Here is a 26,956-nt window from a genome sequence, read left to right as displayed (position 1 = left end):
TGGGAGAGCCGAAAATGACTGACCTCGTGGACCGGATGACGTCCCGTCGATCGTCGTCCGAGGCCGTGGCGCCCGCCAAACGCGGTACGCGGCTTCCACGCGACGAGCGACGTCTTCAGCTACTCGCGGCGGCAAGCGAGGTCTTCGTGCAGCGCGGCTATCACGCCGCGGGCATGGACGAGATCTCACAGTGCGCCGGAGTGAGCAAGCCGGTGCTGTACCAGCACTTCAGCAGCAAGCTGGAGCTCTACCTCGCGGTGCTGCAGAACTACGTGGACATGCTGGTGTCCAGCGTGCGCCAGGCGCTGCGCTCCACCACCGACAACAAGCAGCGCGTGCGCGCGGCGGTGCAGGCGTACTTCGATTTCGTGGACAACGAAATGCAGGGCTTCCGGCTGGTCTTCGAGTCCGACCTCACCAGTGAGCCGCAGGTGCAGCGCCGGGTCGAGCAAGCCACCGAGGCCTGCGTGGACGCGGTCTTTGATCTGGTCGCGCACGACTCGGGCCTGGACCCCTACCGCGCCCGCATCCTGGCCGTCGGCTTGGTCGGCGCGAGCCAGTTCACCGCGCGCTACTGGCTGGAGGCCGATCGGCCGATCCCGAAGGAGGAGGCGGTCGACACCACCGTCTCGCTCGCGTGGGGCGGCCTGAAGCACGTCCCCCTGCACCCGATCGACTGAACGCGGCACAACGCGAAACGAGCCCCTGCCCCCGAGTGATCGGGGGCGGGGGCTCGATGCGTAGGTGGCCGGAGCCGGATCAGACCGCGGCGAAACCGACGCGGCCGCCGGTGGTCGAGCCGATCTCGACATATGCGACCTTCGACGCCTGGATCAGGAACTTGCGGCCTTTCTCGTCGGAGAGCGCCAAGACGCCACCGTCGCTGCCGAGCGCACCGGACACCAGCTTCTCGACCTCGTCCTGGGTCTGCGCGCTGTTGATCACCAGCTCGCGCGGGCTATCCGAAATACCGATCTTGACCTCCACGGCCAACCTCCGAACCTGAGAGTCCTGTGCTGTCGAGTCCAGGCTAGTGCTCCCCCGCCTCTCCGAGTTTTCAGGCTCCCCCGCCTCTCCGCATCTTCAGGCCATACCAGTCAGGTGACGCGCGGGATTCGTTCAGGTCCTGCGTTCTCGCACCTCTCCTGGTCTGGGCGTACCCGAGGAGTTACCCATGTACTTGCGACATCAGTCGGTGCGTTCGCTGTAGAAGCGTGCGGCGGGGACGATGTTCGCCTTCCGCGAACACCGTCTGGCGCCGCTTACTTGGGTTCGATGAGCTGGATTTCAAGTTCGATCTTCACCGTGTCGCTGAGCATGCCGGGCAGTGCGCCGCCGACGCCGAAGTCGGTGCGCTTGATGGTGCCCGTGGCGGAGAAGCCCGCGTGCCGATCGCCCGTCGGACCGAAGTCCTGCACGCCGCCCCACTCGACCTCCAGCGTGACGGGCTTGGTGATCGCGCCGAGCGTGGCCTCGCCCTGCACCTCGAAGGACTCCGCGACGACCACCGGTTCGGTGGCGCGGAAGGTCAGCGTGGGGCGGTTGGCGACGTCGAGGAAGTCGGCGGTGCGGATGTGCGCGTCCCGGTCCGGGTTGCCGGTGTCGAAGGAGTCGAGGTAGATCGTCGCGCCGATGGTGGCGGCGCCCGATTCGTCGACCACGAATTCGGTCTCGAACCGGGTGAATCCGCCGCGCACCTTGGAGATGCCGAGATGACGAATGGAGAAGGAGACCGAGGAGTGCGCGGCGTCGAGCGCCCACGAACCGGTTTTCAGCGTGGTGGATTCCGAGGTGGATGTCATACCTCCGACAATGACCGGACCTCGGTCCGGTAGCCAGACCGCCGTTATCCTGGACCTGACAGGGCGCGGATAATCGTGCCCGGACCGGGCACGATGGGACGCATGGCTCGTAACGGATTCGCGGAGTTCCTCATCGCCCGGCGCGCCGAGTTGCGGCCGTCGGACGTCGGCATGCCCGAGGGCGGACGCCGCCGCACACCGGGCCTGCGCCGTGAAGAGGTGGCCGTCCGCGCCGGAGTGAGCGCCGACTACCTGGCCCGGCTGGAGCAGGGGCGCGACACCAACCCGTCGGTCGCGGTGATCGAGGCTTTGGCCGACGCGCTGCTGTTGCGCGGCGACGATCGGCAGTACTTCAGCATGCTCGCCTTGGCCTCCGGCAACGAATCCCGCTGCCCCGGTAACGAATCCGCCGAGGAGCGGCTCGCCCCGACGATCGAGACCATCCTGCACGCCTTGCAGCCCACGCCGGCCTTCGTGGTCGGCCGACGGCTGAACGTGCTGGGCTGGAACCGGGCTTGGGCCGATTTCGTCGCTCCGCTGGGACTACTGGACGGACCCGATCAGCCCAACCTCGCCTGGTACACGTTCACGCACCCGGCCGCCCGGCGGGTCGTGCGCAACTGGGAGCAGGCCGCCGATACTTTCACGGCCGCGCTCTGCCGCGCCAAGCTGCACTGGCCGGGCGACGATTCGCTACGGGCCACGATCGAGGCGCTGCGCGGCCTCCCGGATTTCGCGGACCGCTGGAAACCGCACCGGGTCGGCGCTCCCGGTTCGGGCACGCTGCACCTCGACCATCCCGCGCACGGCATGGTCGAGGTGTCGTTCGAGACCCTGGAAGCCGACCGGGATCAGAGCATCATCGTCTGGCTGGCCGACAAGGCGAACATGCACGCGCCCGGCCTGCGGCTGGTCACCGATCGCGCGGCGAACGCGTAGCCGCGCTCAGATGCCGAGTACCGCCATGCGCTCGGCGTGACTGTCCTGCATCCGCTCGAACAGCGCCGCGATCCCGTTGAGATCACCGGTGGCGGTGAGGACCAGATCGGTGAGTTCGTCGCGCTGCGCCATCACGAACTGGGCTTGCGTGATCGCCTCGCCCAGCAGCCGCCTTCCCCAGAGGGTGAGCCGGTCGCGTTCGGAGCGGCTCTCGGTGACCGCTCGGCGGACCTCCTCGACGACGAACTCCGAGTGGCTGGTCTCGGCGAGCACGTCGCGCACCACCGCCGCGACGTCGGGCGTCAGCGCGCCCGCGATCTCGGTGTAGAAGTCCGCGGCGATGCCGTCACCGACGTAGAACTTCACCATCGACTCGAGCCACGTGGAGGGGTCGGTGGAGGCGTGGTAGTCGTCCAGCGCCCGCACGAACGGCGCCATGGCGTCGAAGACATCGGCGCCGCGCGCGGACTCCAGCGTCTTGAAATGCTCCATCTCGGCCGCGGCCATGGTTGCGACCGCCACTTTGCCCCGCAGGGTCGGCGACAGCTTGGCCTCCTCCGCCAGCCGATAGAACGCGGAGATCTCGCCGTACGCGAGCACAGCGAACAGATCGGTCACACCGGGATGGCTCGCGGGGATGGAGAGGCTTGCTGGGTCGGTCGACGAAACACCTAACGCGGCAGGTGACTGTGCTCCCATGGGCCCCAGCGTAATACTCACCGTGGCTCAGGCGGGCTCGGCCAGGAACTTCTCCAGGTAACTCCATGTCGTGTCACGCGCGGTCGGTCCGGCCAGGATGCCCAGGTGGCTGCCGGGCGCGGTCTCGTAGCGAACGGCCGCCGCTCCGGTGAGCACACCGGCGCCCGCTTCGACGGCCGGAGCCGGGGTGATCACGTCGGAGGGTCCGCCGACCAGCAGGACCGGCGCGGTCACTTTCGCCAGCTCGATCCGGCGTCCGCCCAGTTGGACGACCCCGCGCCCGATGTCGTTGGCGAGGATGAACCGTCCCCACAACTGCCCGTAGAAACGGCCGGGATACCCGGGCATCGCGGCCATGAACCGGTCGATCGTCTCCATCTTCGCCAGCGCCTCGGTGCGCGCGATATTGCTCGCGACGAACCACGGCCGGGTCAGTTCGCGATCCCAGGCGGTGACTTTGTAGCCGATTCGAGTCAGTGTCGCAGGAACGCCACCGGCCGCGCGGACGACCGTCGAGGTGGCCCGGCCGCCCGTGAGCTTCGCGACCGCGCGCAACTGCGGAACGCCGGTCATCCGGTCGTAGTCCAGCGGCGAGCCGACGGCCGTGATGGATCGAATCGGCAGCTCCGGGTGGGCCGCCGCGGTCAGCAGGGACAGCGTGCCGCCGAGCGACCAGCCGACCAGATCGACCGGACCTCCGTCGCGATCGGCGCTGGTGCGCAGCACCGCCTCCGGCAGGATGTCGTCGGTCCAGTCCTCGAAGCCCATGCGCCGGTCGGCGAAGGTGATCTCGCCGTAGTCGACCACGTACGGGCGGCGGCCGATCTCCAGCAGGAAACGTGCCAGGCTTTGATCGGGCCGCAGATCGAAACAGGTGGCGGGCGCGGCGAGCGGCGGAACCAGCAGGACGGCCGAATCGTCGTGCGGTGCGTGCGCGTCCGCTCGCTCGAACCGTCGCAGTTGCCGGTGCGGCTGGTCCCACAGCACCGTCGTGGGAGTCGGGTCCGGCGCCTCGATGCCGGAGCCGAAGGTCAGTGCCCACGCGTTGCGTGCGGCGAGGGTGACAGTGTCGGCAAGGCTCACACCGAACAGAGTCGCACATGCCGGTACCGCCGGTAACAGGCAACTCCGCCGACCGCGCTACCGCGGCCCCATGCCGACCGGGTTGAGCGGCGGCACCACCGCCTCCTGCACCCTGCGCACCAGGGGCTCGAGCGATGTGGTCAGCTCCGTGATCGCGTCGGCCGACAGCGTCGCGAGCGCGCCGGTCCACGCCGCTTCGTCGGTCTCGGCCTCCACTTGGGCCAGCAATGCGGCCCCGCTGCTGGTGAGAGTCGGGGTGACCGGCTCTCCGCCGACCGCGCCCCGAGCGCGCAGCTCGTCGAAAGCATCCGCCCACTCCGCCTCCGACACCCCGCGCGCGGGCCGCATCACCGATTCCGGCGCCTTGCCCGCGGCCACCTGCGCGACCAGCGCTTGACGCCCGGTCAGGCCGTGGGTGACCAGAGCCGCGACATGACCGTCACCGCGATGTTCGCGCAGCGAGGTGGCCAGCTGCCACAGCGCGGCCACCGGATCGGCGGGCAGCGGCAGGTCCGCGTTCGCGGCGAACAGCACCCGCCCGGTGGGATCGGCGGCACGCTGCGCCGGCGCGAGCAGCTCGACCGCCCGAGCGCACACCGCGTCACCCGCGCCGACGCCACGCAGCAACCCGGTGGCCAGCTCGAGCCGGGCGTCCAGACACTGCTGCGGCGTCGCCCGCTGCCACGCCTCCGGCAGCGCGCGATGCACCATGTCGGGGTGGAATCCGGCGAAGGCCGCCCGCACCGTCGCGGGCGTCACCGCTCCCAGCGGCGCGGCGCGGAACGCGAAGTAGGTCTGCCAGTAGCCGCGCAAGCCGATGCCGAGGCCCGCCTCCTTGACGCCGGTTCCGAAATAGACGACATCGTGTAACGGTTCGAGCGTCGCCCAGATTTGACGCGCCGGATGAATTGCCATGTCGCGCAGCGTACGTCGGCGCCCGGCGCGGCGAAAGCGAGGTGCGGGAATCACGATTTTCCACAGCGCGCCGCGGTGGCAATTCGAGCGAGGAACAATATCACGCTACAATCACCTCGGACAACGAAAGTTTCGCTCGACGGAGTTGCCGGACGTCGCGCTCACGCACACCGCGGGGACGCCGCTACGACCGCCGACCGGTTTCGAGTGCGAAGTTTTCGTTGGACAGGAAAATGTGCGCGCACCAGATCCGCGTCACCAGTGCGCCGCGCCGATGTTTTGCGAGGTAGCCGCCGCTTTTCGGGGCAGGCGCCCGGCATCCGGAGCGTGGCCGGGTGGAGTATCGCCTGCGGAGTCGTGGTCGTCGTGGACCGCCCGGTCCGCCCCACCTCGTGCGCGCGGGACGTGATTACGAGGAAGGCACGAACCTGAGCAAGATCACAGTCGATCAGGAACCGGGACTGGCGGAGACCCTGTTGACGGCCGAACTGGACGCAACGCATACCGCCCCGACTTTCGCCGAATTGGGCGTGCGCGCGGAAATCGTCCGCGCCCTCGGCGAGATGGGAATCGAACGTACTTTCGCCATTCAAGAACTGACCCTCCCGCTGGCGCTCGCGGGGGAGGATCTCATCGGTCAGGCCCGCACCGGCATGGGTAAGACCTTCGGATTCGGCGTGCCGCTGCTGCACCGGATCGCGACCGCGGATACCGGCACCACACCGCTGGACGGCACGCCGCGAGCGCTGATCATCGTGCCGACGCGCGAGCTGTGCATCCAGGTCACCAAGGATCTGGAGAACGCGAGCAAGTACCTGACCAACCACCAGGGACCGCTGCGCGTCGCCTCCATCTACGGCGGCCGCCCCTACGAGGCGCAGATCGCGGCGCTGCGCTCCGGTGTCGACGTGGTGGTCGGCACGCCCGGCCGCCTCCTGGATCTGGCCGATCAGCAGCACCTGATCCTCGGCAAGGTCGGCGTGCTCGTGCTGGACGAGGCCGACGAGATGCTCGACCTGGGCTTCCTCCCGGATATCGAACGCATCCTCGGCATGGTCCCGGACAAGCGCCAGACCATGCTCTTCTCGGCGACCATGCCGGGTCCGATCATCACCTTGGCGCGCACCTTCCTGTCCCGCCCGACGCATATCCGGGCCGAGGAGCCGCACGATTCGGCGGTGCACGACCGCACCGCGCAGTTCGTCTATCGCGCACACGCCCTGGACAAGAGCGAGCTGATCGCCCGGATACTTCAGGCCGAGAGCCGCGGCGCCACGATGATCTTCACGCGCACCAAGCGCACCGCGCAGAAAGTGGCCGACGATCTCGCCGAGCGCGGGTTCGCGGTCGGCGCGGTGCACGGCGACCTCGGGCAGATCGCCCGTGAGAAGGCGCTGACCAAGTTCCGCAAGGGCGCCATCGACGTGCTGGTCGCGACCGACGTCGCGGCGCGTGGCATCGACATCGATGACGTCACGCACGTCGTCAATTACCAGTGCCCGGAGGACGAGAAGACCTACGTGCACCGGATCGGGCGAACCGGCCGGGCCGGACGCACCGGCGTCGCGGTGACCTTGATCGACTGGGACGAGCTCAACCGCTGGTCGGCGATCAACAGCGCGCTCGGACTCGGCATCCCCGAGCCGGTCGAGACGTACTCGCGCTCACCGCACCTGTACTCGGATCTCGGTATTCCCGAGGGCGTGACCGGTGTCGTGCGCACGGCGAAGCCGGAACGCGACCCGGAGGCGGTCGTCGTCGAACGCCCCGCCCGCACTCCGCGCAAGCGCAATCGCAGGCGCACCCGTGGCGGTCAGCCGATCGACGGCGCGGTGAACGCCACCGACACGGCCGACACCGAGACTCCCGCCGGTGACGAGGCGACGGGCCCGGAGCAGACAGCCGACGAGGCCGACAAGCCCGCCCGCCGCAGGCGCAGGCGGCGCAAGACGACCGACGACGCGACGGACAACACCGCCGCCGACGAGTCGAGCACCGACGCCTCGGGCGACAACGACGCCGACAGGAACGACTCCAGCGGCAACAACGCCAGCGGCAACAACGCCGGCGGCAACAACGAGGACCACAACGACGCGGACGAGACCGGATCGGCCGACCGGCCCGCTCGCCGTCGGCGCAGGCGCCGTCGCTCCGGCGAAGGCGAAGCGGCGGCCGAGGACACCGGGAGCGCGGCCGAGCCCGCGACGGCCGCATCGGCCTGATCGCCCGGATCGGCTAGTCTCGCACTCGTGCTCGCACCCGAGCGGCGGACGCGCGCCGACATCATCTCCGCAGTGGCGATCGCGGTTCTCGTCGTGATCGCGGGGCTCGTGGTGTGGGTGCGCGGGGACGCGCACGGCACCGAATCGGTGACCGCGTCGTCCACGGTGCCAACTCCGGCGGCGGCCGATCAGCTGCCGACCTCGCTGCGTGAACTGTGGCGGGCGCCGGACGGCGCGAGCGCGCGAGCGCTCGTGTCCGGCGGCGTCGCGGTGACCGGCGACGAGCACACGGTCACCGGCCGCGATCCGCGCACCGGCGACCAGCTCTGGAAATACCGGCGCGACCTGCCGCTGTGCGGTGTCGAAGGCCAATACGGCATGGTGATCGCGGTCTACCGCGACGAGCGCGGCTGCAGCCAGGCCACGATGCTGGCCGGCGACAGCGGCGCCCGTCGCACAGCTCGTAGCAGCTACATGGACCAGGACGTGCGGCTGTCGGTCGACGGCACCTACCTCCTGGCGCAGGGAGCGCAGCGGCTGGAGATGTGGCGCTCGGACCTGGTGCGCACCGTGGAGTACGGCTTCGTCGACGCACCGGTGAACGTCAAGACCCAGCCGCGCAAAGGCTGCACACTGCTGTCGTCCGGCTCCAGCCCGTCTCGGCTCGCCGTGCTGGAGCGCTGCCCCGCCGACCCGGCCGCCCGGCTCACCGTGCTCAACCCGGCGCCCAAGGACAATACGGTGCCCGAGGAGCACGGCTCGCACGTATTGACCGGTCCCGGAGCGGATTCCGCCGAGGCCAGGGTGGTCGCGGTGTCCGACAGCCGGATCGTGCTCTACTTCCCCGGTATCGCGGCAGGCGCCGAACCGCTTCCGCCGCGCCTGGCCGTCTACGACGGCAACGGCAATCCGATTGTGACGCATCAGCTTTCGGCGCCGCTGAGCAGCGCGGCGACCACCACCCGCATCGGGTCCGCTTATCTGGTCTTCACCGGGAACAGCGTGATCGCGTTGAACGGCAGCACGTTCGACCCGCTGTGGACCGCGGGCCGAGCCCTCGGATCACCGGCGCTCATGGCAGGAAAACTGCTGCTGCCCACCGCGGGCGCGTTCACTGTCCTCGACCCGGCCACCGGAGCCGAAGCAGGGCGCATCCCGGTGGAGCGGCCCGGCTACACCGGCAGTCCGATCTCCCTCACCGTGGTCGGGAACACCGTGCTCGAACTTCGCGACGCACAACTGCACGCGTTGGGGTGACGCCGCCGAATCTGTCGGTGCCTCGAGGCAGACTGAGGGAATGAGCGAAATCGAAGCCACCGCGGACGGATCGAAGCCCGCGACCGCGTCCTACGACGATCCGGACGCGCCGTGGAACCGGGAGTACTCCGAAGAAGAGATCGCCAGGTGGAACGACGGCGTGATCCAGGAGTTCCGCGACAACGCGGGCAAGGTCGGCGGCGCCTATGAAGGCGGTGAACTGGTGCTGCTCACCACCACAGGCGCCAAGAGCGGCAAGCGCCACCTCGTACCACTGGGCGTGTTGCGCCGCGGCGAAACCCTGTATGTGAGTTCGTTCATCGAGGACAGATATCCGGCTTGGTACCACAACGTGAAAGCCGATCCGAACGTCACCATCGAGTTCGGGCAAACCGTGTACCGAGGCACGGCGCGGGCACTCGAGGGCGCCGAGTACGACGAATTCGCGAGCTGGGTGGCAGCGAACAATCCGCTGCTCGCGGAATACCAGGCCAAGGTTTCGCGACCGCTGCCGCTGGTGGTGCTCGAGATCGGTGAACCGCTCGGCCCGGTCGCGGGCACGGCGTCGAACGCCTGATCCACGGCGCGTGGCGCACCATGATCATCGGTGCACCATCATGGAGACATGTCCGCACTCGACGACGCCCGCGTTGTGCTGCTTCGCCACGGCGAGACCAGCTGGTCCACACAGCGGCGGCACACCGGCCGCACCGACCTCCCGCTCACCGAGCGCGGCGAGCAGCAGGCCAGGGCCGCGGGCGTCTTGCTCGCCACGCTGGGACTGCGAAACCCTTTGGTGCGCACCAGCCCTCGGCTACGCGCGATGCGCACGGCGGAGCTGGCCGAACTCACCGACGCCGTGGTCGACGACGACCTCGCCGAATGGGATTACGGCGCCTACGAGGGCCTGACCACCCCGCAGATCCGCGAGTCCGTGCCCGGCTGGACCGTCTGGACCGGCCCGGTCCCGGACGGCGAGACCGCGCGGCAGGTTCGCGAACGCGCCGACCGGGTACTGGCCGCCGTGGCGCCGGTGCTGCCGGAGCGGGATATCGTGCTGGTGGGGCACGGCCACTTCTCCCGCGCGCTGATCGCCCGCTGGGCCGAATTCGACGTCCGGGAGGGCCGCCGATTCGCCATGTCGACCGGCGCGCTGACCGTCCTCGGCTACGAACACGACGTGCGCGCGATCCGCGCGCACAATCTGGTACCCAACGGAGCGTCACTGTGACCCGAACCGACTCCCCCGTCGTCGACCTCGGCGACGCCGTCCTGCGCCGCGCCGTCGCATCGGACGTGCCCGCCTTGGTCGACCTGATCTACGACCTGGCCGAGTACGAGAAGGCGCGGCACGAGTGCACGGTCACCACCGCACAGCTGCACTCCGCGCTGTTCGGGCCGGAGCCCAAGTTGTTCGCGCACGTGGTCGCGGACGAGTCGGGTCTGCTCGGCTGCGCCATCTGGTTCCTCAACTTCTCCACCTGGGACGGCGTGCACGGCATCTACCTGGAAGATCTGTACGTCAAACCGGAAACCAGGGGCAAGGGCTACGGCAAGGCGCTGCTCACGGCCCTGGCGAAGGAGGCGGTCGACCACGGCTACAGCCGCGTGGCCTGGTCGGTGCTGACCTGGAACCAGCCTTCGATCGACTTCTACGAGTCGATCGGCGCCGTAGCCCAGGACGAATGGGCGGGCTATCGGCTGGCAGGCGACGCGCTCGGCAAGCTGGCCGCCGAAACACGGTAGCGCGCGTGCCCTGGTTCCCGCCGCTCGATCGCGAGTCCTGGCCCACCACCGCCGAATCGGCCATGGCGATGCAGGACGAATTGCGGCCGCTGGTTTCCCCGGTCACCCCACCGGGCACCCGGTTCCGCACCGTCGCCGGACTCGACTCCGCCTATGGCGACAACAGCGCCGTAGCCGCCGCGGTAGTCGTCCTGGCGGCAGACACCCTCCGCCCGGTCGCTTCGGCCGTCGCGCACGCGACCGCCGCCTTCCCCTACGTGCCCGGACTGCTCGCTTTCCGTGAGATCCCGGCAACCCTCGCCGCGCTCGAAAAGCTCGACGCGGCACCGGATCTGCTGGTCTGCGACGGGCAAGGACTCGCCCATCCACGGCGCTTCGGCCTCGCCTGCCACCTCGGGCTGCTCACCGGGGTGCCGACGATCGGCGTCGCGAAGACAGTGTGGGGCGACTACACCGAGCCGGGTCCGCAACGCGGCGCGGCCACCGACATCACCATCGACGCAGCGGTGGTCGGGCGTGCGCTGCGCACCAGAACCGGCGTCAAACCGGTCTTCGTCTCCGTGGGGCACCGCATCGACCTCGACACCGCCTGCGCCCAGGTGCTCGCCCTGACCCCGAACTACCGGCTACCGGAAACCACCCGGCACGCCGACCACCTGTGCCGGTCGGCGCTGCGCACGGCGACCGGGGACTATTCCGGCTCGACCCCGTAGTCGTGCGCCATCCAGCGCGTCGACGGCGGCGCGAACAACAGCACGAGCGCCGCGATCGCGACCACTCCGAGCGCAGCGCCGTAGACCGGCTGATGAGAGTCGGTGAGCAGCGACCAGGTGACCGGGAGCAGCAGCAGCTGAGCGATGACGGCGATGGCGCGCCCCCAGCGTTTCCCCAGCAGCAGCCCGACGCCCGCGGCCAGCACCGCGCCGCCGAGGATGCCGAACCAGGCGGCCGTGCCGTAACCGCTCGCCGCGGACTGGTCGTGACCCAGCAGCCCGCGCACCACCAGCACGATCGCGACACCCACGGCGACGACGCCTTCGAGCGTCACCAGAGCGCCGGCCACCCGCACCGTCGTCGGCGCCATTCCCGTCGCACCCTTGTCGCTCACGACCGCGCCTCGCCCGCACTCGGCTCCGTCGTGCGCGCCAGCGCACGGTGTCCCCGCTTCCCTCGATGACGCTCGTTCACGCGGCAAGCCTACGACTCACCCGACCGCGCCATCGCCCTGGCTTGTGCCGGGAGAACGACGCACGGGCCACGCTCGCCGCTTTTCCGGCGCGGGCCGGCCGCCAACTAGGCTGCCCTCGTGCGGACGCTGCTGATCGTGAACCCGAATGCCACCTCCACAACGCCGGCGACCCGGGACCTACTCGCGCACGCTCTGGAGAGCCGCACCCAACTGACCGTTGCGCACACCCAGCACCGCGGTCACGCCGCGGAACTGGCCCAGTGGGCCGCGACCAACGAGATGGACCTGATCGTCGTGCACGGCGGCGACGGGACGGTCAACGAGACCATCAACGGGTTCCTGCCGCTGCCGGTCCTGGACGACGGCCAGGCCTGGCTGCCGCGCCTGGGCGTGATCCCGGGCGGCTCGGCGAACGTCTTCGCCAGGGCGCTGGGGATCTCCTCCGACCCGGTGACCGCCACCAACCAGCTCATCGACCTGCTCACGCGGGACTCCGACCGCCGCATCGGCCTCGGGCTCGCCGACGACCGCTGGTTCTGCTTCAGCGCGGGCGTCGGACTGGACGCCGACGTGTGCGAGGCGATCGATGCCAGTCGCGCGCGCGGCCGCACCGCGACCCCGGCACGCTACGTTCGAACAACCGTGCGACAATTCTTCCGGGCCAAGCGCAAGGAACCCGGCGTTCAGGTGGAGATCCCGGGCCGCAAGCCCGTGGACGGGGTGCACTACGCGTTCGTTACCAACACCACACCTTGGACCTATCTGAACGCCACGCCGGTGCACACCAACCCCGGCACCCGGTTCGAAACGGGCCTCGGGGTGTTCGCGGTGCGCTCCATGGCCGTGCTCCCGACACTCCTACTCGCGCGGCAACTTCTGGCGTCCAACGGAAACCCCAAGTCGCGCAATTTATTTCGAGCAGACGACGTTCCCACCGTACGAATCGAGTCCAAAGAACCCATCGGCCTGCAAATCGATGGCGACTTCATCGGCAAGCGCAACGTGGTGGATTTCACGGCGGTGCCCGACGTCCTCGCGGTCGTGGCGCCACGGCCGCTCTGAGGGCGAAACGCCGCGGAAAACATCGCGGTTGTGCTGCGAAAAGCAGGTGGAGCGAGTACAAAGGACCGGGCAGGCTCCCCATGCGGGGGCCTTCAGAGCGTGAGCTTCCCCACGGTGCACCGCGTGCCTATTGACATCTACGGTGTTCGTGAAAGCATTCACAAGCAACCGTGCGGAAACATTCGAGTCGCACAAGTGAACGATCCACAAACCAAAGGCGCCACTGCGCGGCGCCCAGCAAAGGAGCAGAGGAATGGACTGGCGCCACAAGGCCATCTGTCGCGATGAGGACCCCGAGCTGTTTTTCCCGGTGGGTAACAGTGGTCCGGCGCTCGCACAGATTGCCGATGCCAAGCTGGTCTGCGCTCGCTGCCCCGTAACCGCCGACTGCCTGTCCTGGGCCCTGAAGTCCGGACAAGACGCCGGCGTGTGGGGAGGTATGAGCGAGGACGAGCGCCGGGCGCTCAAGCGTCGTAACGCACGCACCCGCACCCGCACCGTCGTCTGATCGAGACGACCGGCTTTACCGGGCCATTCAGCCCGGCCCGGTAACGCATTTCAGCCCGGCACCCAAAGGTGCCGGGCTGTGTTGTTTTCGTAGTTCTCGCACCTCCGACGCGAACTGGAAATGGCCGGTCTCGCTTCGCCGGGAAACGGGAACGAGGCCAATGGGCTTGCGTGGGACGGCAATAACGGCAGCGCGCATCAGGCTGTCCCCGCGATGCGGTCTCGACTTGCGGATGATCGCGAGGCATGGGAAAAAGATTGGTTGCCGAGCAGGTCGAGACGGCCGCAAATCCGGTTGACACCTCGCATTCCGCTCGATTCGGACATTCCGGCGGCCATTCCGCCACAAGCCGGAAACCGCGTCCCGTCGCAGCCGCTGGTGACATCCCAGCAACAGGTCGTCGGAGGTCCCGCGCGATCGAACCGGTGGATGCGACACCACTGTCGATAGCGCGAAGTGGAACGAAACCGCCGCCGGAGCCGACCTGCTCCCGAGCCCGGGGCGGAGGCAGTGCGCGCCGGTCCTCCGACGATGCCGACCGGGTCCGAGAACGGTCAGCGACCTGAACGACGGCCCAGCGGGACGCGCAGGACGGCGTCGGTGCCGATATCGGCGCCGGGATGCAGCCCGATGGAGCCCCCGAGTTCGGCGGTGACCAGGGTGCGGACGATCTGGAGGCCGAGCCGATCAGAGGATTCCAGGCTGAAACCGGGCGGCAGACCGCGGCCGTCGTCGCTGATGATCACGTCCAGCCAGCGGGCCGAACGCTCGGAACGTATTGTCACCGTGCCGTTTTCGCCCGAATCGAAGGCGTGCTCGATGGCGTTCTGCACCAGTTCGGTGAGCACCATCACCAGCGGGGTGGCGCGTTCGGCGGAGAAGACGCCGAGCGAGCCCGCCCGGCGGACCTTGATCCGCGCGGTGTGCACCGTAGCCACGTCAGCCATGATCGGCAGCAGCCGGTCGACCACCTCGTCCAGATCGACCTCTTCGTCCACCGACATGGACAGCATCTCGTGCACCGACGCGATGGAGGTGACCCTGCGCACCGACTCGGTGAGCGCCACCTGCGCCTCCTCGTTCTCGGTGCGGCGGGCTTGCAGGCGCAGCAGCGCGGCGACGGTCTGCAGGTTGTTCTTGACCCGGTGGTGGATCTCCCGGATGGTGGCGTCCTTGCTCAGCAGCGCGCGATCGCGGCGCTTGACCTCGGTGACGTCGCGGACGAGCACGGCGGCGCCGGCCAGTTCCCCGTGCGGGCGCAGCACGAGGGTGCGCAGCAGCACGGTGGCGCCGCGCGCCTCGACCTCCATCCGCCGCCCGGTCCGCCCGGCCAGCGCGGCTTGGATGTCGCCGACCACTTCCTGGGCGTCGAACGGGTCTGTGATCAAGGAGCGGGTGGTGACCGCGAGATCCTGCCCGGCCAAGTCGGCCTGCAAGCCCATCCGATGGTAGGCCGACAGCGCGTTCGGACTGGCGTAGACGACTATGCCCTCGGTGTCGAGCCGGATGAAGCCGTCCCCCGCGCGTGGGCTGGAATGGGTGGCCGCGCGATCCTCGGTGGTCGGAAAGGTGCCGTCGGCGATCATCTGGCACAGATCGTCCGCGCACGCCACGTAGGCGCTCTCCAACTGGCTGCGTACCCGGGAACGTTGCCCTTCGGTGTCCCGGCTCAGCACCGCGATCACGTCGTCGCCGCAGCGCACCGGGACGGCCTCACGAATCGCGTGCACCGGGCGCGGGTGGTAGACGCCGGATGTCTCGACGTCGCTGTCGGCTCGCACGATGTCGCCGGACATCAGGGCCTCGAACACCTGCGGATGGTCGGCCCGGAGAGCCAGGGTGCCGACCATGTCCTCCTGGTGCACGGTGGGCGCGGTGGTGGGACGGCACTGCGCGACACACACGATGTCCGCGCCTTCCGTCACCGGGCCCGCACCGACCCACAACAGCAGATCGGCGAAGGACAGATCGGCCAGCAGCTGCCAATCCCCGACCACCCGCTGCAGATGATCCACGGCGACGCCGGGTAGGTCGGTGTGCTCGGCCAGCAGCTCGCTCAGGGTCGCCATGCAGATCTACCGCCGTAATCGATCAGGAGATGACGGCGATCAGGTGGCCCGCCTTGATCGCGTCGCCTTCCTTGACACCGATCGAAGTCACCGTGCCACTGGACTCCGCGAGCACCGGGATCTCCATCTTCATCGACTCGAGGATCACCAAGGTGTCGCCTTCCCGCACCGCGTCGCCCTCTTGCACGACCACCTGGTAGACGACCGACACCAACTCGGCGAGCACTTCCTCAGCCATGGCACCCCATTCACTCGTTGCCCTGTATCCGCTGACGGTACAGCCAACCACACGTGAAAGAATGGCCTTCAACCAGAAGGGAGACTACTCATGGGTAAGCGCGGACGTAAGAAGCGTAGCCGCAAGGGCAATGCGGCCAACCACGGCAAGCGGCCCAACGCCTGAGGCGACGCTCGGCCCGCAAGCACGAAGCGGCACGCACTTCCCGTAGGAAGGCGTGCCGCTCGCGTTTCACGAACCGGTCACTCCGAGGTCTCGACCGAGGTCTCCTTGGTGACGACCGCCCGGCGGATTTCGATGGTCAGCCGCTCCCGCAGCGACTCGGGCGCGCGGTCGCCGCCGCACTTGCGGCTGAGCAGGCTCTTGACCTTCTCCTCGATGCCGTAGGCCTCGATACAAGGACTGCAATGCTCCATGTGGTGCTGCAACCGGGCCCTGGTCGCCTCGTCGCATTCCCCGTCCAGCATCAACCACACGTCGGCGAGCACCGCCGTGCAGTCGAGCTCCATGTCGGGGTCCCGTTCGGTACTCACTGCTTGACCTCCTGGCGTTCCCCCGAACGGTTGAAACCACGCTCGCGCGCGACATCGGCGAGCAGACCCTTCAGTTGTTTCCGGCCGCGGTGCAGCCGGGACATCACCGTACCGATGGGGGTGCCCATGATGTCGGCGATCTCCTTGTACGGGAAGCCCTCGACGTCGGCGTAGTACACCGCCATACGGAACTCTTCGGGGAGTTCCTGCAGCGCGGCCTTGATGTCGTCGTCCGGTAACGCGTCCAGCGCCTCGACCTCGGCCGAACGCAGTCCTTGCGAGGTGTGCTCGGCGGTCGCGGCCAGCTGCCAGTCGGTGATCTCGTCGGTCGGGTACTGCGCGGGCTGGCGCTGCTTCTTGCGGTAGGAGTTGATGTAGGTGTTCGTCAGGATCCGGTACAGCCAGGCACGCAGGTTGGTGCCCTCCCGGAACGACTTGAATCCCTGATAGGCCTTGACATAGGTCTCCTGGACCAAGTCCTCGGCGTCCGCCGGATTCCTGGTCATGCGCAGCGCGGCGCCGTAGAGCTGGTCGAGCAACGGGAGCGCGTCCCGTTCGAACCGCTGTGCCAGCTCGGCATCGTCGACGGTGCCGACATCGTCGGCCGCCACGTCATCGTCGCTCGTCACACCTGTCCCTTCGATCGCCGTACCTGCCAAATCTACCGGCTTCGGCATATCGAAGAAGAATCCGCCTTCGGTCGGGGACACCTCGGTCCCTACCGGACGGTCGTCGAGCAGCACGGGCACAGGCATCTCCTTCACGTCTTCATAGGGCCTGCTCACGCGGTGGAAATCAATCCGAGCGCTGTGTACCGGCTACAACATGCCCGGCCCTCCCGGTGTTCCCGCCTCCTTGGGCTCGCGGCGAGTCCACGGGGAAATCACTTGCGGATCGCGCCGCGGCCGCCGTTAGAGTTCGGCCCATGGCAGCAGGTGCGACACCGGCGATCCGCGCGTTGACCCAAGCGAAAGTGCCCCATCGCGTGCACACCTACAAGCACGATCCGCGCGCCGACTCCTACGGCACCGAGGCGGTCGACGCGCTGGGCGCCGAACTCGGCGTCGCGGCCGAGCAGATCTTCAAGACGCTGGTCATCGAGCTGGCCACCGGTTCGCTCGCGGTGGCCGTGCTCCCGGTGCCGAACACGTTGTCGCTCAAGGCCGCCGCCGCGGCACTCGGCGCGTCGAAGGCGAGCATGGCGGACAGGACGCGGGCGGAGAAGACGACCGGGTACGTGCTCGGCGGCATCTCCCCGCTCGGGCAGCGCAAACCGCTGCCCACCGTGATCGACGACTCCGCGTTGACCTGGGACCGGATGCTGTGCAGCGCGGGACGGCGCGGCCTGGAGATCGAGTTGGCGCCCGCCGACCTGATCCGGCTGACCGCTGCGGTGACCGCGCCCGTGACATCCGCGTAATTCAGCCACTGCCACCGCGATCTGTGCGTAACTTGAACGTGCCAGATCCATCGGACTCGAGGATGTGATGCGAATGTCCGCGCACCAGCGTATGCGCACCATGATCGTCGCGTTGTTCGGAGCTCTCGTCTTGGCTCTCGGTTCGGTAACCCTGCTAGCCCCCGTCGCCGCCGCCGCACCGGGCACCCCGCCTGTGACCCACGTCGACGACGACAGCGTCTTCGACTTCGACGGCAACGGCGGAAGCGACGACGATGACGACGACGACAGGGCCGAGAAAGCCGAGAAACTCAGCGGCAACGTCACCACCAAACTGATCGACCTCGTCGCCGGAATCATCAAGTGCGGGCTGAATATCGCCTCGCCGAGCGTGAAGTGCTCACTGTAGGCGAGTCGAATTCGCCGCTGTATTGATTCTCCAGCGCATGCGGCGCTGGTTGTTCACAACGATCTCGCGTCCGGGCGGTCGCCACTTTGCTCGGTCGCCGACGGGCGGCCGTTCGGACGCGAGCCGGGCCGCGCACCGGTCTCGCTCGAGATGGGCGATGCGCGCGGACGGTCACAGAAGACTGATCTGCTCGGCTTGTTCTCGCTCGTCCACTCGGGCAAGCAGTTCCGGCCCGTTGTTGCGCACGCTGTTGACCAGCGGTGGTACCGGCCTGGGCACGATCGCGGCGACCACGTCCTCGGACGGGGTCTCCAGCAGGCTCGCCGGCGCGGGATGGTCCGGGTCCAGCCACGCGTCCCAGTGCTCCCGCGGCATGGGTAGCGGCATCCGGTCGTGGATGCGGGTCAGGTCGCCGACCGCGTCGGTGGTCAGGATGGTGCACGACAGCAGCGGCTCGCTCTCGGGCTGGGACCGGTCGCGCCAGACCGACCACAGTCCGGCCATGTAGAGACGGGAACCATCCGCGTTGGCCATGTAGTACGGATGCTTGGCTACCTTGCCTTTGCCGCCCTTCTCGGCGTTCGGCTCGACGATCCACTCGTACCAGCCGTCCATCGGCACCAGGCAGCGCCGGTACTTCACCGCGTCGCGGAAGGACGGCGTGGTGGCGGCCTTGTCGGCGCGCGCGTTGAACAGCGGTTTGCCCTTGACCGGGACGCCGGGCTCGGCGGCCTTGGTCCACACCGGGATCAATCCCCAGCGCATGCGCCTGATACGCCGCTTCGGGTCGTCGTCGGTGTGGCCCTGGTCGTGCCGCTCGACGACGGTCAGGACCTGGGTGGTCGGAGCGACGTTGTAGTTGGCGAAAGAGCTCTCCTCAGCGGTCTCGGTCTCGGTCTCGGTCTCGTCGATCGCATCCAACTCGACCGCCAGCCTGCCAGGGTTGGTCGTGGTCGCATATCGTCCGCACATATCCCGATAGTCCCACCCGCCACCGACAGTGTCGGAGACAATTGACGCATAGCTGATGACCTGTTGAGAGTTGTGGCATAGCATTCTCTCATCGGAAGGGCGGTCGCCCGTCCACCCAGACGCGCCGCATCGACCGTCCACCGCAGACGGCAAGAGGAGACCCACTGTGACATCAACCGACACCAAACCGGCCGACCACGACACGGCACTGACGTCGGTCAATCCGGCGACAGGCGAGGTGATCGGCACGCACGTCATCGCCGACGAGGCCGCGGTGGCCGCCGCGGTCGCCAAGGCCCGCGCCGCGGCCGCCACCTGGGGCGCGCTGAGTTTCGACGAGCGGCGCACGCACCTGCTGCGCTGGTCGAGCAAGCTGGTGCAGAAATCGGAAGAGTTCTGCGAGCTGATCCACGCCGAGAACGGCAAACCGCGCGACGACGCCTTCCTGGAACTGATGCTCGCGCTCGAGCACATCTCCTGGGCGGCCAAGAACGCCAAGAAGGTGCTCGGCCCCAAGCGCGTCTCCCCCGGCGCGCTCATGTCGAACTTCAGCGCCCGGCTCGAGCAGCGCCCGCTCGGCGTCGTCGGCGTGATCGGACCGTGGAACTACCCGGTCTACACGCCCAACGGCTCCATCGCCTACGCGTTGGCCGCGGGTAACACCGTGGTGTTCAAGCCGAGCGAATTCTCCACCGGCATCGGCAACTTCCTCGCCGATGCCTTCGCCGAGGCCAATCCAGAACTGCCCGAGGGCGTCTTCATCACGATCAACGGCTACGGCGCCACCGGCGCGGCGCTGGTGCGTTCGGAGGTCGACAAGATCGCGTTCACCGGCTCCACCGCCACCGGCAAGCGGATCATGGCGGCCGCCGCGGAGCGGCTCACCCCCGTGCTGCTGGAATGCGGCGGCAAGGACGCGGTGATCGTCGCCGCCGACGCCGACGTCAAAGCCGCGGCCGACGCGGTCGCCTGGGGCGCCACCGCCAACAGCGGCCAGACCTGCGCGGGCGTCGAACGGGTCTATGTGGACCGCTCGGTGCGCGAGGAGTTCGTCGCCGAGGTCAAGCGCATCCTCAGCGACATCAAGCCCGGTTCCGACGACAAGGCCGCCTACGGCCCGATGACCATGCCGAGCCAGGTGGACATCGTGCGCCGCCACATCGACGACGCGCTGAAGAACGGCGGCACCGCGGTGCTCGGCGGGCCCGAATCGGTCAAGGCGCCGTTCATCGAACCGGTCGTGCTGGTCGACACCGACGAGAATTCCGAGGCGGTGGCCGAGGAGACCTTCGGCCCGACCATCACCATCCGCACCGTCGACGGCGTGGACGAGGCGGTGAAGCTGGCCAACAACTCCAAGTACGGGCTGTCCTCGGCGGTCTACTCGAAGAAGAACGGCCTGGACATCGCACGCAGGCTGCGCGTCGGCGCGACTTCGGTGAACTCCGTGCTGGCCTTCGCCGCCATCCCCGGCCTGCCCTTCGGCGGCGTCGGCGATTCCGGCATCGGTCGCATCCACGGCGAACCGGGTCTGCGCGAGTTCGCCCGCCCGCACTCGATCGCGGTGCAGCGCTTCACCGTTCCCGGCATGGCGCTGCTGAGCTACAGCCGCACCGACGCCACGATGAAGCTGCTGCGCAAGCTCGTTCCGTTCCTGCACGGGCGGAACAAGTAAGGAACCCGCGTGGGGCCGGACACTCGACTTGGTCGACTACCCGGCCCCATATCAGGTGGTAGTAGAGCGATCCGGCCCCGGCGAACGGACTCCGCGACGCTGATCGCGAGGACATGGTCCGCGCCCGAACCGCGCAAACAGGACTCGGGCGCACAACCACGCGGCCGCGCCGCGGCATCCGATCCGGCGGTTACTTCCCCGCGTGTGATGATGGACGAGTGAACTTCTGGCCAGCGCCCCATGTCGAAGTCCCCGTACACGCGACCGTGACCCTGCCCGGGTCGAAATCGATCACCAACCGGGCACTCATCCTGGCTGCCCTGGCCGACGGCCCTTCCACGATCACCGGCGCGCTGCGCAGCCGGGACACCGACCTGATGATCGCGGCGCTGTGCGCGCTCGGCGCGAACATCGAGGGCGAAGGCGACACGTTGACCGTCACCCCGGCGCCGCTGGGCGGCGGCACGGTCGACTGCGGGCTCGCGGGCACGGTGATGCGCTTCCTGCCGCCGGTCGCCGCGCTCGCGGCAGGCGAGGTCGCCTTCGACGGGGACGAACAGGCCAGGATCCGCCCGCTGCGCACCATCCTGGACGCACTTCGCGCGCTCGGCGCCGATATCGACGGCGACGCGCTGCCGTTCACCGTGCACGGCACGGGCGCGCTGCGCGGCGGCAGCGTGACGATCGACGCCTCCGGCTCCTCGCAGTTCGTCTCCGGCCTGCTGCTGTCGGCCGCGCGCTTCGACGAGGGCCTGGTGGTGCGCCACGACGGCAAGGCGCTGCCCTCGATGCCGCACATCGAGATGACCGTGGAGATGCTGCGCCGCGCCGACGTGCGGGTGCAGGCGCCCGCGGACAGCTTCACAGCACAGACCTGGACCGTCGAGCCCGGCCCGATTCGCGCGGTGGACTGGGAGATCGAGCCGGACCTGTCCAACGCCACCCCGTTCCTGGCCGCGGCCGCGATCACGGGCGGCGAGGTCAGCATCCCGCACTGGCCGCGGCTGACCACCCAGCCTGGTGACGTGATCCGCGAGATCCTGGTGCGGATGGGCGCGGAAGCGCGCATCTTCGACGGCGTACTCACCGTGCACGGCCCCGACCGCTTGGCGGGCATCGACATCGACCTGCACGACGTGGGCGAGCTGACCCCCACCGTCGCCGCGCTGGCCGCGCTGGCCGACTCCCCCTCCGTGCTGCGGGGCATCTCCCACCTGCGCGGGCACGAGACCGACCGGCTGGCCGCGCTGTCCACCGAGATCAACCGTCTCGGCGGCAAGGTGACCGAGACGGAGGACGGACTGGAGATCGTGCCCACCGAACTGCACGGCGGCAAGTGGCATTCCTACGCCGACCACCGGATGGCCACGGCCGGAGCCATTCTCGGCCTCCGGGTACCCGGCATCGAGATCGAGGACATCGGGACCACGGCCAAGACCCTGCCGAACTTCGTCGCCCTGTGGGAGCGGATGCTCGAACCCGCGCTATCCGACGAAGGAGCGGCGCGCTGACGAAGGGGCGACGATCCACGGCCAGCTACGACGAATCCGACGTCCGGGTTCGTCCGGGGCGTAGTTCCCGTCCCCGCACCAAGACCCGGCCGCAGCACAGCGACGCCGAGTCGGCCATGGTGGTCGCGGTCGACCGGGGCCGCTGGGGGTGTGTCCTCGGCGGCGATCCGGAACGCCGGATCGTCGCGATGCGGGCGCGGGAGCTGGGCCGCACCCCGATCGTGGTCGGCGACCGGGTGGATGTGGTCGGCGACCTGTCCGGGCGACCGGACAGCCTGGCCCGCATCGTTCGGGTCACCGACCGCCGAACGGTGTTGCGCCGCACCGCCGACGACACCGATCCGTTCGAGCGAATCGTCGTCGGCAACGCGGAACGACTCTTCATCGTGGTCGCGCTCGCCGATCCGCCCCCGCGCACCGGCTTCGTGGAGCGCGCCATGGTCGCCGCGTATGCCGGTGGGCTGCAACCGGTTCTGTGCCTGACCAAGCACGATCTGGCCGCCGAATCCGAATTCGCCGCCGCCTTCGAGGATCTCGACCTCACCATCGTCTACGGCGGCATCGATGACCCGCTCGATCCGGTGCTGGATCTGCTCACCGATCACCTCACCGCGTTGATCGGCCACTCCGGCGTCGGTAAATCCACGCTGGTCAATCGTCTCGTGCCGGATGCGGAGCGGGCGGTGGGCGAGGTCTCCGGGGTGGGCAAGGGCAAGCACACCTCCACCCAGTCGGTCGCGCTGCCGCTGCCGGGCGGCGGCTGGGTCGTCGACACACCGGGCGTGCGCTCGTTCGGCTTGGCCCACATCACCCCGGACGACGTCATCGCCGCTTTCACCGATCTCGCCGAAGCCATCGAGGACTGTCCGCGCGGCTGTACCCATCTCGGTCCGCCCGCCGACCCCGAGTGCGCGTTGGACCAGATCACCGGCAAGGAACACCGGGTGGCCGCCATTCGCCGCCTGCTCGTCGCCCTGAACTCCAACGATTCCTGGTAGCCCGGATCAGTGCCCGTCCGGCTGTCCGGGCGCGAACGGCCATTCTTCGAACCACTCGCAGCGGCCCGCATCGTCGAAGCGCAGGATCCACAGGTCTCGCCACCGTGCCGGCGTGTCTCGCGCGTATTCCACCTCCACCCGGACCACCGCGGTGTCCCCCTCCACCGCGACGATCGTCGATCGCATGGTGAACGGCTCGCCGGGCCCGTCCCGGCCGGCTTCCCAGAAGTCCGCGAGCGCGCCGAGACCGGTCAGTGGCTGGGCCCACGGCGAGACGAGGTACCCGGCGTCCGCGGTGAACAAGTCGGCGAGCTGCCGCGTGCCCGCCGACCGCCAGGCTCGCTCGTATCCGGCGACCCATGCTTCGACAGCTGCGCGGTCCACGCCAGGAAGATACTCCGGTTCACCCGGCTGATGTGCGAGTTCGGCGCGGCTGCCGGCTGTCCGAACACGACGAAGGCGCCCAGGAAAACCCTGACCGCCTTCGCGGTTCAGCGGATCAGTGGCGGCGGCGGGACTTCGGGCCGCGCCGGCCCTTCGCCTCCGCCCGGGCCGTCTCGCGGCGCTCACGGCGGGTGGGCTGCGGACCACCGTCGGCGCCGTACTCCTCGGCGTCGCTGTGCACCGCGGCCCGGCCGCCCTCGTCGGGGCCGGAGTAGCTGAAACCACGCGGGGCGGTGTCATCGATGCCCCGCGCGCGCAGAGCCGCGGGCGCACCGTGCCCGTTCGCGACGGGAGCCTCCTCGGTGGGAAGGGGACGCGGCGCGGCCCCCGTACCGACCGGGGAACGCAGACCGGGGCTGACGGCGACGCCTTCCGGCTGCGGCTGCTGCACCTCGACCTGCAGGTTGAACAGGAAGCCGACCGACTCCTCCTTGAGACCGTCGAGCATCGCGGTGAACATGTCGAAGCCCTCGCGCTGGTACTCCACCAGCGGGTCGCGCTGCGCCATCGCGCGCAGGCCGATGCCCTCCTTGAGATAGTCCATCTCGTAGAGATGCTCGCGCCACTTGCGGTCGAGCACCGACAGCAGCACCTGCCGCTCCAGATTGCGCATGCTGCCCTCGCCCGCGAGGCCATCGATCTCGGACTCGCGCCGCGCGTAGGCGTCGTGCGCGTCGTCCAGCAGCGCTTCGAGCAGCTCCTCGCGCGTCAGCTCGCCCGCCTCGCCGACCTCGGTCTCGCCGGTCAGGTCCCGGTAGTCCAGGCTCACCGGGTACAACGTCTTCAGCGCCGACCACAGCTTGTCCAGATCCCAGTCCTCGACGTAGCCCTCGGCGGTGGCGCCGTCCACGTAGGCGGTGATCACGTCGGTGATCATCTCCTGGACCTGGCCCTCCATGTCCTCACCGCGCAGGATCCGGTTGCGCTCGCCGTAGATGACGGTGCGCTGCTGGTTCATCACCTCGTCGTACTTGAGGACGTTCTTGCGGATCTCGAAGTTCTGCTGCTCGACCTGCGTCTGCGCGCTCTTGATGGCCTTGGACACCATCTTCGCCTCGATCGGCACGTCGTCGGGCAGGTTCAGCCGCGTCATGATCGCTTCCAGCGCGGCGCCGTTGAACCGCCGCATCAGCTCGTCGCCCAGCGACAGGTAGAAGCGGGACTCGCCCGGGTCACCCTGACGACCGGAGCGGCCGCGCAGCTGGTTGTCGATGCGACGCGACTCGTGCCGCTCGGTGCCGAGCACGTAGAGGCCGCCCGCGTCACGCACCGCGTCGGCGTCCTCGGCGGTCTGGGCCTTGACCTGATCGAGCGTGGGCAGCCAGGCGCGCTCGTACTCCTCCGGCGTCTCCACCGGGTCGAAACCCTGCTTGCGCAGCAGGATATCGGCGATGATGTCGGGGTTGCCGCCGAGCACGATGTCGGTACCGCGGCCCGCCATGTTCGTCGCGACGGTCACCGCGCCCGGCCGGCCGGCCTCGGCGATGATCTCGGCTTCCTTCTCGTGGAACTTCGCGTTCAGGACGTTGTGCGGAATACCGCGCTTGGTGAACTGCTTGGACAGGTACTCCGAACGCTCGACGCTGGTCGTGCCGATCAGCACCGGCTGCCCCCGCTCGTGCCGCTCGGTGACGTCGTCGACCACTGCGGAGAACTTGGCCTCCTCGGTCTTGTAGATCAAGTCGGACTGGTCGGCCCGGATCATCGGCTTGTTCGTCGGGATCGGGACCACGCCGAGGTTGTAGATCTGGTGCAGTTCGGCGGCCTCGGTCTCGGCGGTGCCGGTCATGCCCGACAGCTTGTCGTAGAGGCGGAAGTAGTTCTGCAGCGTGATCGTGGCCAGGGTCTGGTTCTCCGGCTGGATCTCCACCCCCTCCTTGGCCTCGATCGCCTGGTGCATGCCCTCGTTGTAGCGGCGGCCGACCAGGATGCGGCCGGTGAACTCGTCGACGATGATCACCTCGCCGTCGCGGACGATGTAGTCCTTGTCGCGGGTGTAGAGCTCCTTGGCCTTGATGGCGTTGTTCAGGTAGCTCACCAGCGGCGAGTTCGCGGCCTCGTAAAGATTGTCGATGCCGAGCTGATCCTCGACGAACTCCACGCCCGCCTCGTGCACGCCGATGGTGCGCTTCTTGATGTCGACCTCGTAGTGGAGATCCTTCTTCAGCAGCGGCGCGATGCGCGCGAACTCGGCGTACCACTTCGACGAGGCATCCGCCGGGCCGGAGATGATCAGCGGGGTGCGGGCCTCGTCGATCAGGATGGAGTCGACCTCGTCGACGATGGCGAAGTTGTGCCCGCGCTGCACCAGGTCGTCCAGCGAGTGGGTCATGTTGTCGCGCAGATAGTCGAAGCCGAACTCGTTGTTCGTGCCGTAGGTGATGTCGGCGTTGTAGGCCACCCGCCGCTGCGCGGGACTCATGCCGGACAGGATCACGCCGACCTCGAGACCGAGGAAGCGGTGCACGCGGCCCATCCACTCGGCGTCACGCTTGGCCAGGTAGTCGTTCACCGTGACGACGTGCACACCATCACCGCTGATCGCGTTCAGGTAGGCCGGCAGCACACAGGTGAGGGTCTTGCCCTCACCGGTCTTCATCTCGGCGATATTGCCGGTGTGCAGCGCGGCGCCACCCATGACCTGCACCTTGTAGTGCTTCTGGCTGAGCACCCGCCAGGACGCCTCCCGCGCGACCGCGAACGCCTCGGCCATCAGCTGGCCGAGCGGATCGCTCTCGCCCTCTTCGACCATCTCGGCGTAACGCTCGCGGAACTCGTCGGTCTTGGCCCGCAACTCGGCGTCGCTGAGGTCCTCGTAATCCGGCTCGAGGGCGAGGACCTGGTCGGCGAAATTCGAGAGCCGCTTGACTATGCGACCCTCACCAATCCGAAGCAACCTCGTCAGTGTCAGCGCAGGCACGGGTCTCGTCAGTCCTCTGGTCGGTGTGTCAAATCTGTCGTCGGCCCCCGGGCCGGTGCGGGCCCACGCGGTTGCGCGGAATCCGCTGCATGCTTCATGGTAATGCTCTGTCTGATTTGCAGCGCCTGCGGCGCTGCGTGTTCGCGGCCCCCTGGTGGCTCGCGTCCGAGCGACCGCCGCTGGCGACTTCGTCGCGGACGCGGCGGCCACTCGGACGCGAGCCGGGCCGCGAACGGACAATGCTCGGTCTCGCTTCGCTCGAAACCGGTGGTCGGGCCTGTGTGGTCACGCAAAGTGGGCACGGCACCACCTGAAAATGCTCGACACGCCAGGTGGCAGCTCCAGCGGGAGCAGTAGCGACTTGGT

At 68.6% G+C, this 26,956-nt stretch carries 29 protein-coding genes; 16 read left to right on the top strand and 13 right to left on the bottom strand.

Going from position 1 to position 26,956, the window contains the following annotated elements:
* Positions 1-14 precede the first annotated feature (14 nt).
* Positions 15-680: an HTH-type transcriptional activator FasR gene (fasR, locus tag M8859_RS23655; protein WP_159920671.1), complete on the top strand. Its 666-nt coding sequence runs from the start codon at positions 15-17 to the stop codon at positions 678-680.
* Positions 681-759: 79 nt separating this feature from the next.
* On the opposite strand, the gene M8859_RS23650 is transcribed toward fasR, so the two are convergent.
* Together M8859_RS23650 and M8859_RS23645 are read right to left on the bottom strand one after the other, a co-directional pair.
* The gene (locus M8859_RS23650; RefSeq protein ID WP_159920669.1) at positions 760-987 is read right to left on the bottom strand and encodes a DUF3107 domain-containing protein; all 228 of its coding nucleotides are present in this window, start codon (positions 985-987) and stop codon (positions 760-762) included.
* 275 nt (positions 988-1,262) lie between these two features.
* Positions 1,263-1,802 (bottom strand): YceI family protein, encoded by a 540-nt coding sequence (locus M8859_RS23645; protein WP_159920667.1) that lies wholly within the window; start codon positions 1,800-1,802, stop codon positions 1,263-1,265.
* A gap of 102 nt (positions 1,803-1,904) precedes the next feature.
* On the opposite strand from M8859_RS23645, the gene M8859_RS23640 reads away from it, so the two are divergent.
* A complete protein-coding gene (locus tag M8859_RS23640) occupies positions 1,905-2,741 on the top strand; it encodes a helix-turn-helix domain-containing protein (protein WP_159920665.1) in 837 nt (278 codons plus the stop codon).
* Positions 2,742-2,747: 6 nt separating this feature from the next.
* On the opposite strand, the gene M8859_RS23635 is transcribed toward M8859_RS23640, so the two are convergent.
* From M8859_RS23635 to M8859_RS23625, 3 genes are read right to left on the bottom strand one after another with little or no spacing between them, the layout of a single operon-like run.
* Positions 2,748-3,440, bottom strand: a complete 693-nt coding sequence (locus tag M8859_RS23635; protein ID WP_249644822.1) for a ferritin-like fold-containing protein — start codon at positions 3,438-3,440, stop codon at positions 2,748-2,750.
* A 27-nt stretch (positions 3,441-3,467) separates the two neighbouring features.
* Positions 3,468-4,523 carry a polyhydroxyalkanoate synthase family protein gene (locus tag M8859_RS23630; protein ID WP_195069491.1) on the bottom strand — a complete coding sequence of 352 codons (1,056 nt, stop codon included), beginning with the start codon at positions 4,521-4,523 and terminating at the stop codon, positions 3,468-3,470.
* 57 nt (positions 4,524-4,580) lie between these two features.
* Entirely contained in the window at positions 4,581-5,438 is an 858-nt protein-coding gene (locus M8859_RS23625) for an SCO6745 family protein (protein ID WP_223521108.1), read from the bottom strand.
* Between the two features lie 461 nt (positions 5,439-5,899).
* On the opposite strand from M8859_RS23625, the gene M8859_RS23620 reads away from it, so the two are divergent.
* The 6 genes from M8859_RS23620 to M8859_RS23595 are packed head-to-tail and all read left to right on the top strand — an operon-like array spanning position 5,900 to position 11,376.
* On the top strand, positions 5,900-7,660 hold the full coding sequence (locus M8859_RS23620) for a DEAD/DEAH box helicase (protein WP_283779985.1): 1,761 nt from the start codon (positions 5,900-5,902) through the stop codon (positions 7,658-7,660).
* A gap of 27 nt (positions 7,661-7,687) precedes the next feature.
* Entirely contained in the window at positions 7,688-8,917 is a 1,230-nt protein-coding gene (locus M8859_RS23615; protein ID WP_159920659.1) for an Rv3212 family protein, read from the top strand.
* A gap of 40 nt (positions 8,918-8,957) precedes the next feature.
* Positions 8,958-9,494, top strand: a complete 537-nt coding sequence (locus M8859_RS23610; protein ID WP_159920657.1) for a nitroreductase/quinone reductase family protein — start codon at positions 8,958-8,960, stop codon at positions 9,492-9,494.
* A gap of 48 nt (positions 9,495-9,542) precedes the next feature.
* A complete protein-coding gene (locus M8859_RS23605) occupies positions 9,543-10,148 on the top strand; it encodes an acid phosphatase (protein WP_159920655.1) in 606 nt (201 codons plus the stop codon).
* Positions 10,145-10,663, top strand: a complete 519-nt coding sequence (locus tag M8859_RS23600) for a GNAT family N-acetyltransferase (protein WP_159920653.1) — start codon at positions 10,145-10,147, stop codon at positions 10,661-10,663. Before M8859_RS23605 ends, M8859_RS23600 begins: the two co-directional genes overlap by 4 nt.
* 5 nt (positions 10,664-10,668) lie before the next feature.
* Positions 10,669-11,376, top strand: a complete 708-nt coding sequence (locus M8859_RS23595) for an endonuclease V (RefSeq protein ID WP_236565279.1) — start codon at positions 10,669-10,671, stop codon at positions 11,374-11,376.
* Here the strand turns inward: M8859_RS23595 and M8859_RS23590 are convergent.
* Complete coding sequence (locus tag M8859_RS23590) at positions 11,355-11,747, bottom strand: hypothetical protein (protein ID WP_249644850.1); 393 nt, start codon at positions 11,745-11,747, stop codon at positions 11,355-11,357. The two genes, M8859_RS23595 and M8859_RS23590, sit on opposite strands and share 22 nt — an antisense overlap.
* Before the next feature lie 222 nt (positions 11,748-11,969).
* Here M8859_RS23590 and M8859_RS23585 point away from each other — a divergent pair, with 222 nt between their 5' ends.
* Together M8859_RS23585 and M8859_RS23580 are read left to right on the top strand one after the other, a co-directional pair.
* Positions 11,970-12,914, top strand: coding sequence for a diacylglycerol/lipid kinase family protein (locus M8859_RS23585; protein WP_249644820.1), 945 nt, complete (start codon positions 11,970-11,972; stop codon positions 12,912-12,914).
* 253 nt (positions 12,915-13,167) lie between these two features.
* Positions 13,168-13,422, top strand: coding sequence for a WhiB family transcriptional regulator (locus M8859_RS23580; RefSeq protein WP_011211115.1), 255 nt, complete (start codon positions 13,168-13,170; stop codon positions 13,420-13,422).
* 554 nt (positions 13,423-13,976) lie between these two features.
* Here the strand turns inward: M8859_RS23580 and M8859_RS23575 are convergent.
* The gene (locus M8859_RS23575; protein WP_159920647.1) at positions 13,977-15,491 is read right to left on the bottom strand and encodes a sensor histidine kinase; all 1,515 of its coding nucleotides are present in this window, start codon (positions 15,489-15,491) and stop codon (positions 13,977-13,979) included.
* Positions 15,492-15,513: 22 nt separating this feature from the next.
* Entirely contained in the window at positions 15,514-15,729 is a 216-nt protein-coding gene (locus tag M8859_RS23570; RefSeq protein ID WP_159920645.1) for a biotin/lipoyl-binding carrier protein, read from the bottom strand.
* A gap of 90 nt (positions 15,730-15,819) precedes the next feature.
* On the opposite strand from M8859_RS23570, the gene M8859_RS37710 reads away from it, so the two are divergent.
* Complete coding sequence (locus M8859_RS37710) at positions 15,820-15,894, top strand: 50S ribosomal protein bL37 (RefSeq protein WP_022597109.1); 75 nt, start codon at positions 15,820-15,822, stop codon at positions 15,892-15,894.
* Positions 15,895-15,971: 77 nt separating this feature from the next.
* Here the strand turns inward: M8859_RS37710 and rsrA are convergent, their stop codons facing one another.
* The gene (gene rsrA, locus M8859_RS23565; RefSeq protein WP_159921271.1) at positions 15,972-16,238 is read right to left on the bottom strand and encodes a mycothiol system anti-sigma-R factor; all 267 of its coding nucleotides are present in this window, start codon (positions 16,236-16,238) and stop codon (positions 15,972-15,974) included.
* A gap of 20 nt (positions 16,239-16,258) precedes the next feature.
* A complete protein-coding gene (locus M8859_RS23560; protein ID WP_195069574.1) occupies positions 16,259-16,891 on the bottom strand; it encodes a sigma-70 family RNA polymerase sigma factor in 633 nt (210 codons plus the stop codon).
* A 296-nt stretch (positions 16,892-17,187) separates the two neighbouring features.
* On the opposite strand from M8859_RS23560, the gene ybaK reads away from it, so the two are divergent.
* Positions 17,188-17,682, top strand: coding sequence for a Cys-tRNA(Pro) deacylase (ybaK, locus tag M8859_RS23555; protein WP_159920643.1), 495 nt, complete (start codon positions 17,188-17,190; stop codon positions 17,680-17,682).
* Positions 17,683-17,755: 73 nt separating this feature from the next.
* Positions 17,756-18,070, top strand: coding sequence for a hypothetical protein (locus tag M8859_RS23550; RefSeq protein WP_159920641.1), 315 nt, complete (start codon positions 17,756-17,758; stop codon positions 18,068-18,070).
* Between the two features lie 171 nt (positions 18,071-18,241).
* On the opposite strand, the gene M8859_RS23545 is transcribed toward M8859_RS23550, so the two are convergent.
* Complete coding sequence (locus M8859_RS23545; RefSeq protein ID WP_159920639.1) at positions 18,242-19,042, bottom strand: SOS response-associated peptidase; 801 nt, start codon at positions 19,040-19,042, stop codon at positions 18,242-18,244.
* Positions 19,043-19,208: 166 nt separating this feature from the next.
* On the opposite strand from M8859_RS23545, the gene M8859_RS23540 reads away from it, so the two are divergent.
* The 3 genes from M8859_RS23540 (at position 19,209) to rsgA (ending at position 23,226) form a co-directional block, all read left to right on the top strand.
* Complete coding sequence (locus M8859_RS23540) at positions 19,209-20,717, top strand: aldehyde dehydrogenase family protein (RefSeq protein WP_159920637.1); 1,509 nt, start codon at positions 19,209-19,211, stop codon at positions 20,715-20,717.
* A 218-nt stretch (positions 20,718-20,935) separates the two neighbouring features.
* Positions 20,936-22,228, top strand: a complete 1,293-nt coding sequence (aroA, locus tag M8859_RS23535; protein WP_159920635.1) for a 3-phosphoshikimate 1-carboxyvinyltransferase — start codon at positions 20,936-20,938, stop codon at positions 22,226-22,228.
* A 116-nt stretch (positions 22,229-22,344) separates the two neighbouring features.
* Positions 22,345-23,226, top strand: a complete 882-nt coding sequence (rsgA, locus tag M8859_RS23530; protein ID WP_195069498.1) for a ribosome small subunit-dependent GTPase A — start codon at positions 22,345-22,347, stop codon at positions 23,224-23,226.
* 6 nt (positions 23,227-23,232) lie between these two features.
* Here the strand turns inward: rsgA and M8859_RS23525 are convergent, their stop codons facing one another.
* Positions 23,233-23,610, bottom strand: coding sequence for a YybH family protein (locus M8859_RS23525; RefSeq protein WP_159920633.1), 378 nt, complete (start codon positions 23,608-23,610; stop codon positions 23,233-23,235).
* Between the two features lie 115 nt (positions 23,611-23,725).
* A complete protein-coding gene (secA, locus tag M8859_RS23520) occupies positions 23,726-26,590 on the bottom strand; it encodes a preprotein translocase subunit SecA (protein ID WP_159920631.1) in 2,865 nt (954 codons plus the stop codon).
* Positions 26,591-26,956: the final 366 nt, after the last annotated feature.

This window comes from Nocardia sputi (assembly GCF_023501985.1).
This window is presented reverse-complemented; position numbering and strand designations above follow the sequence as displayed.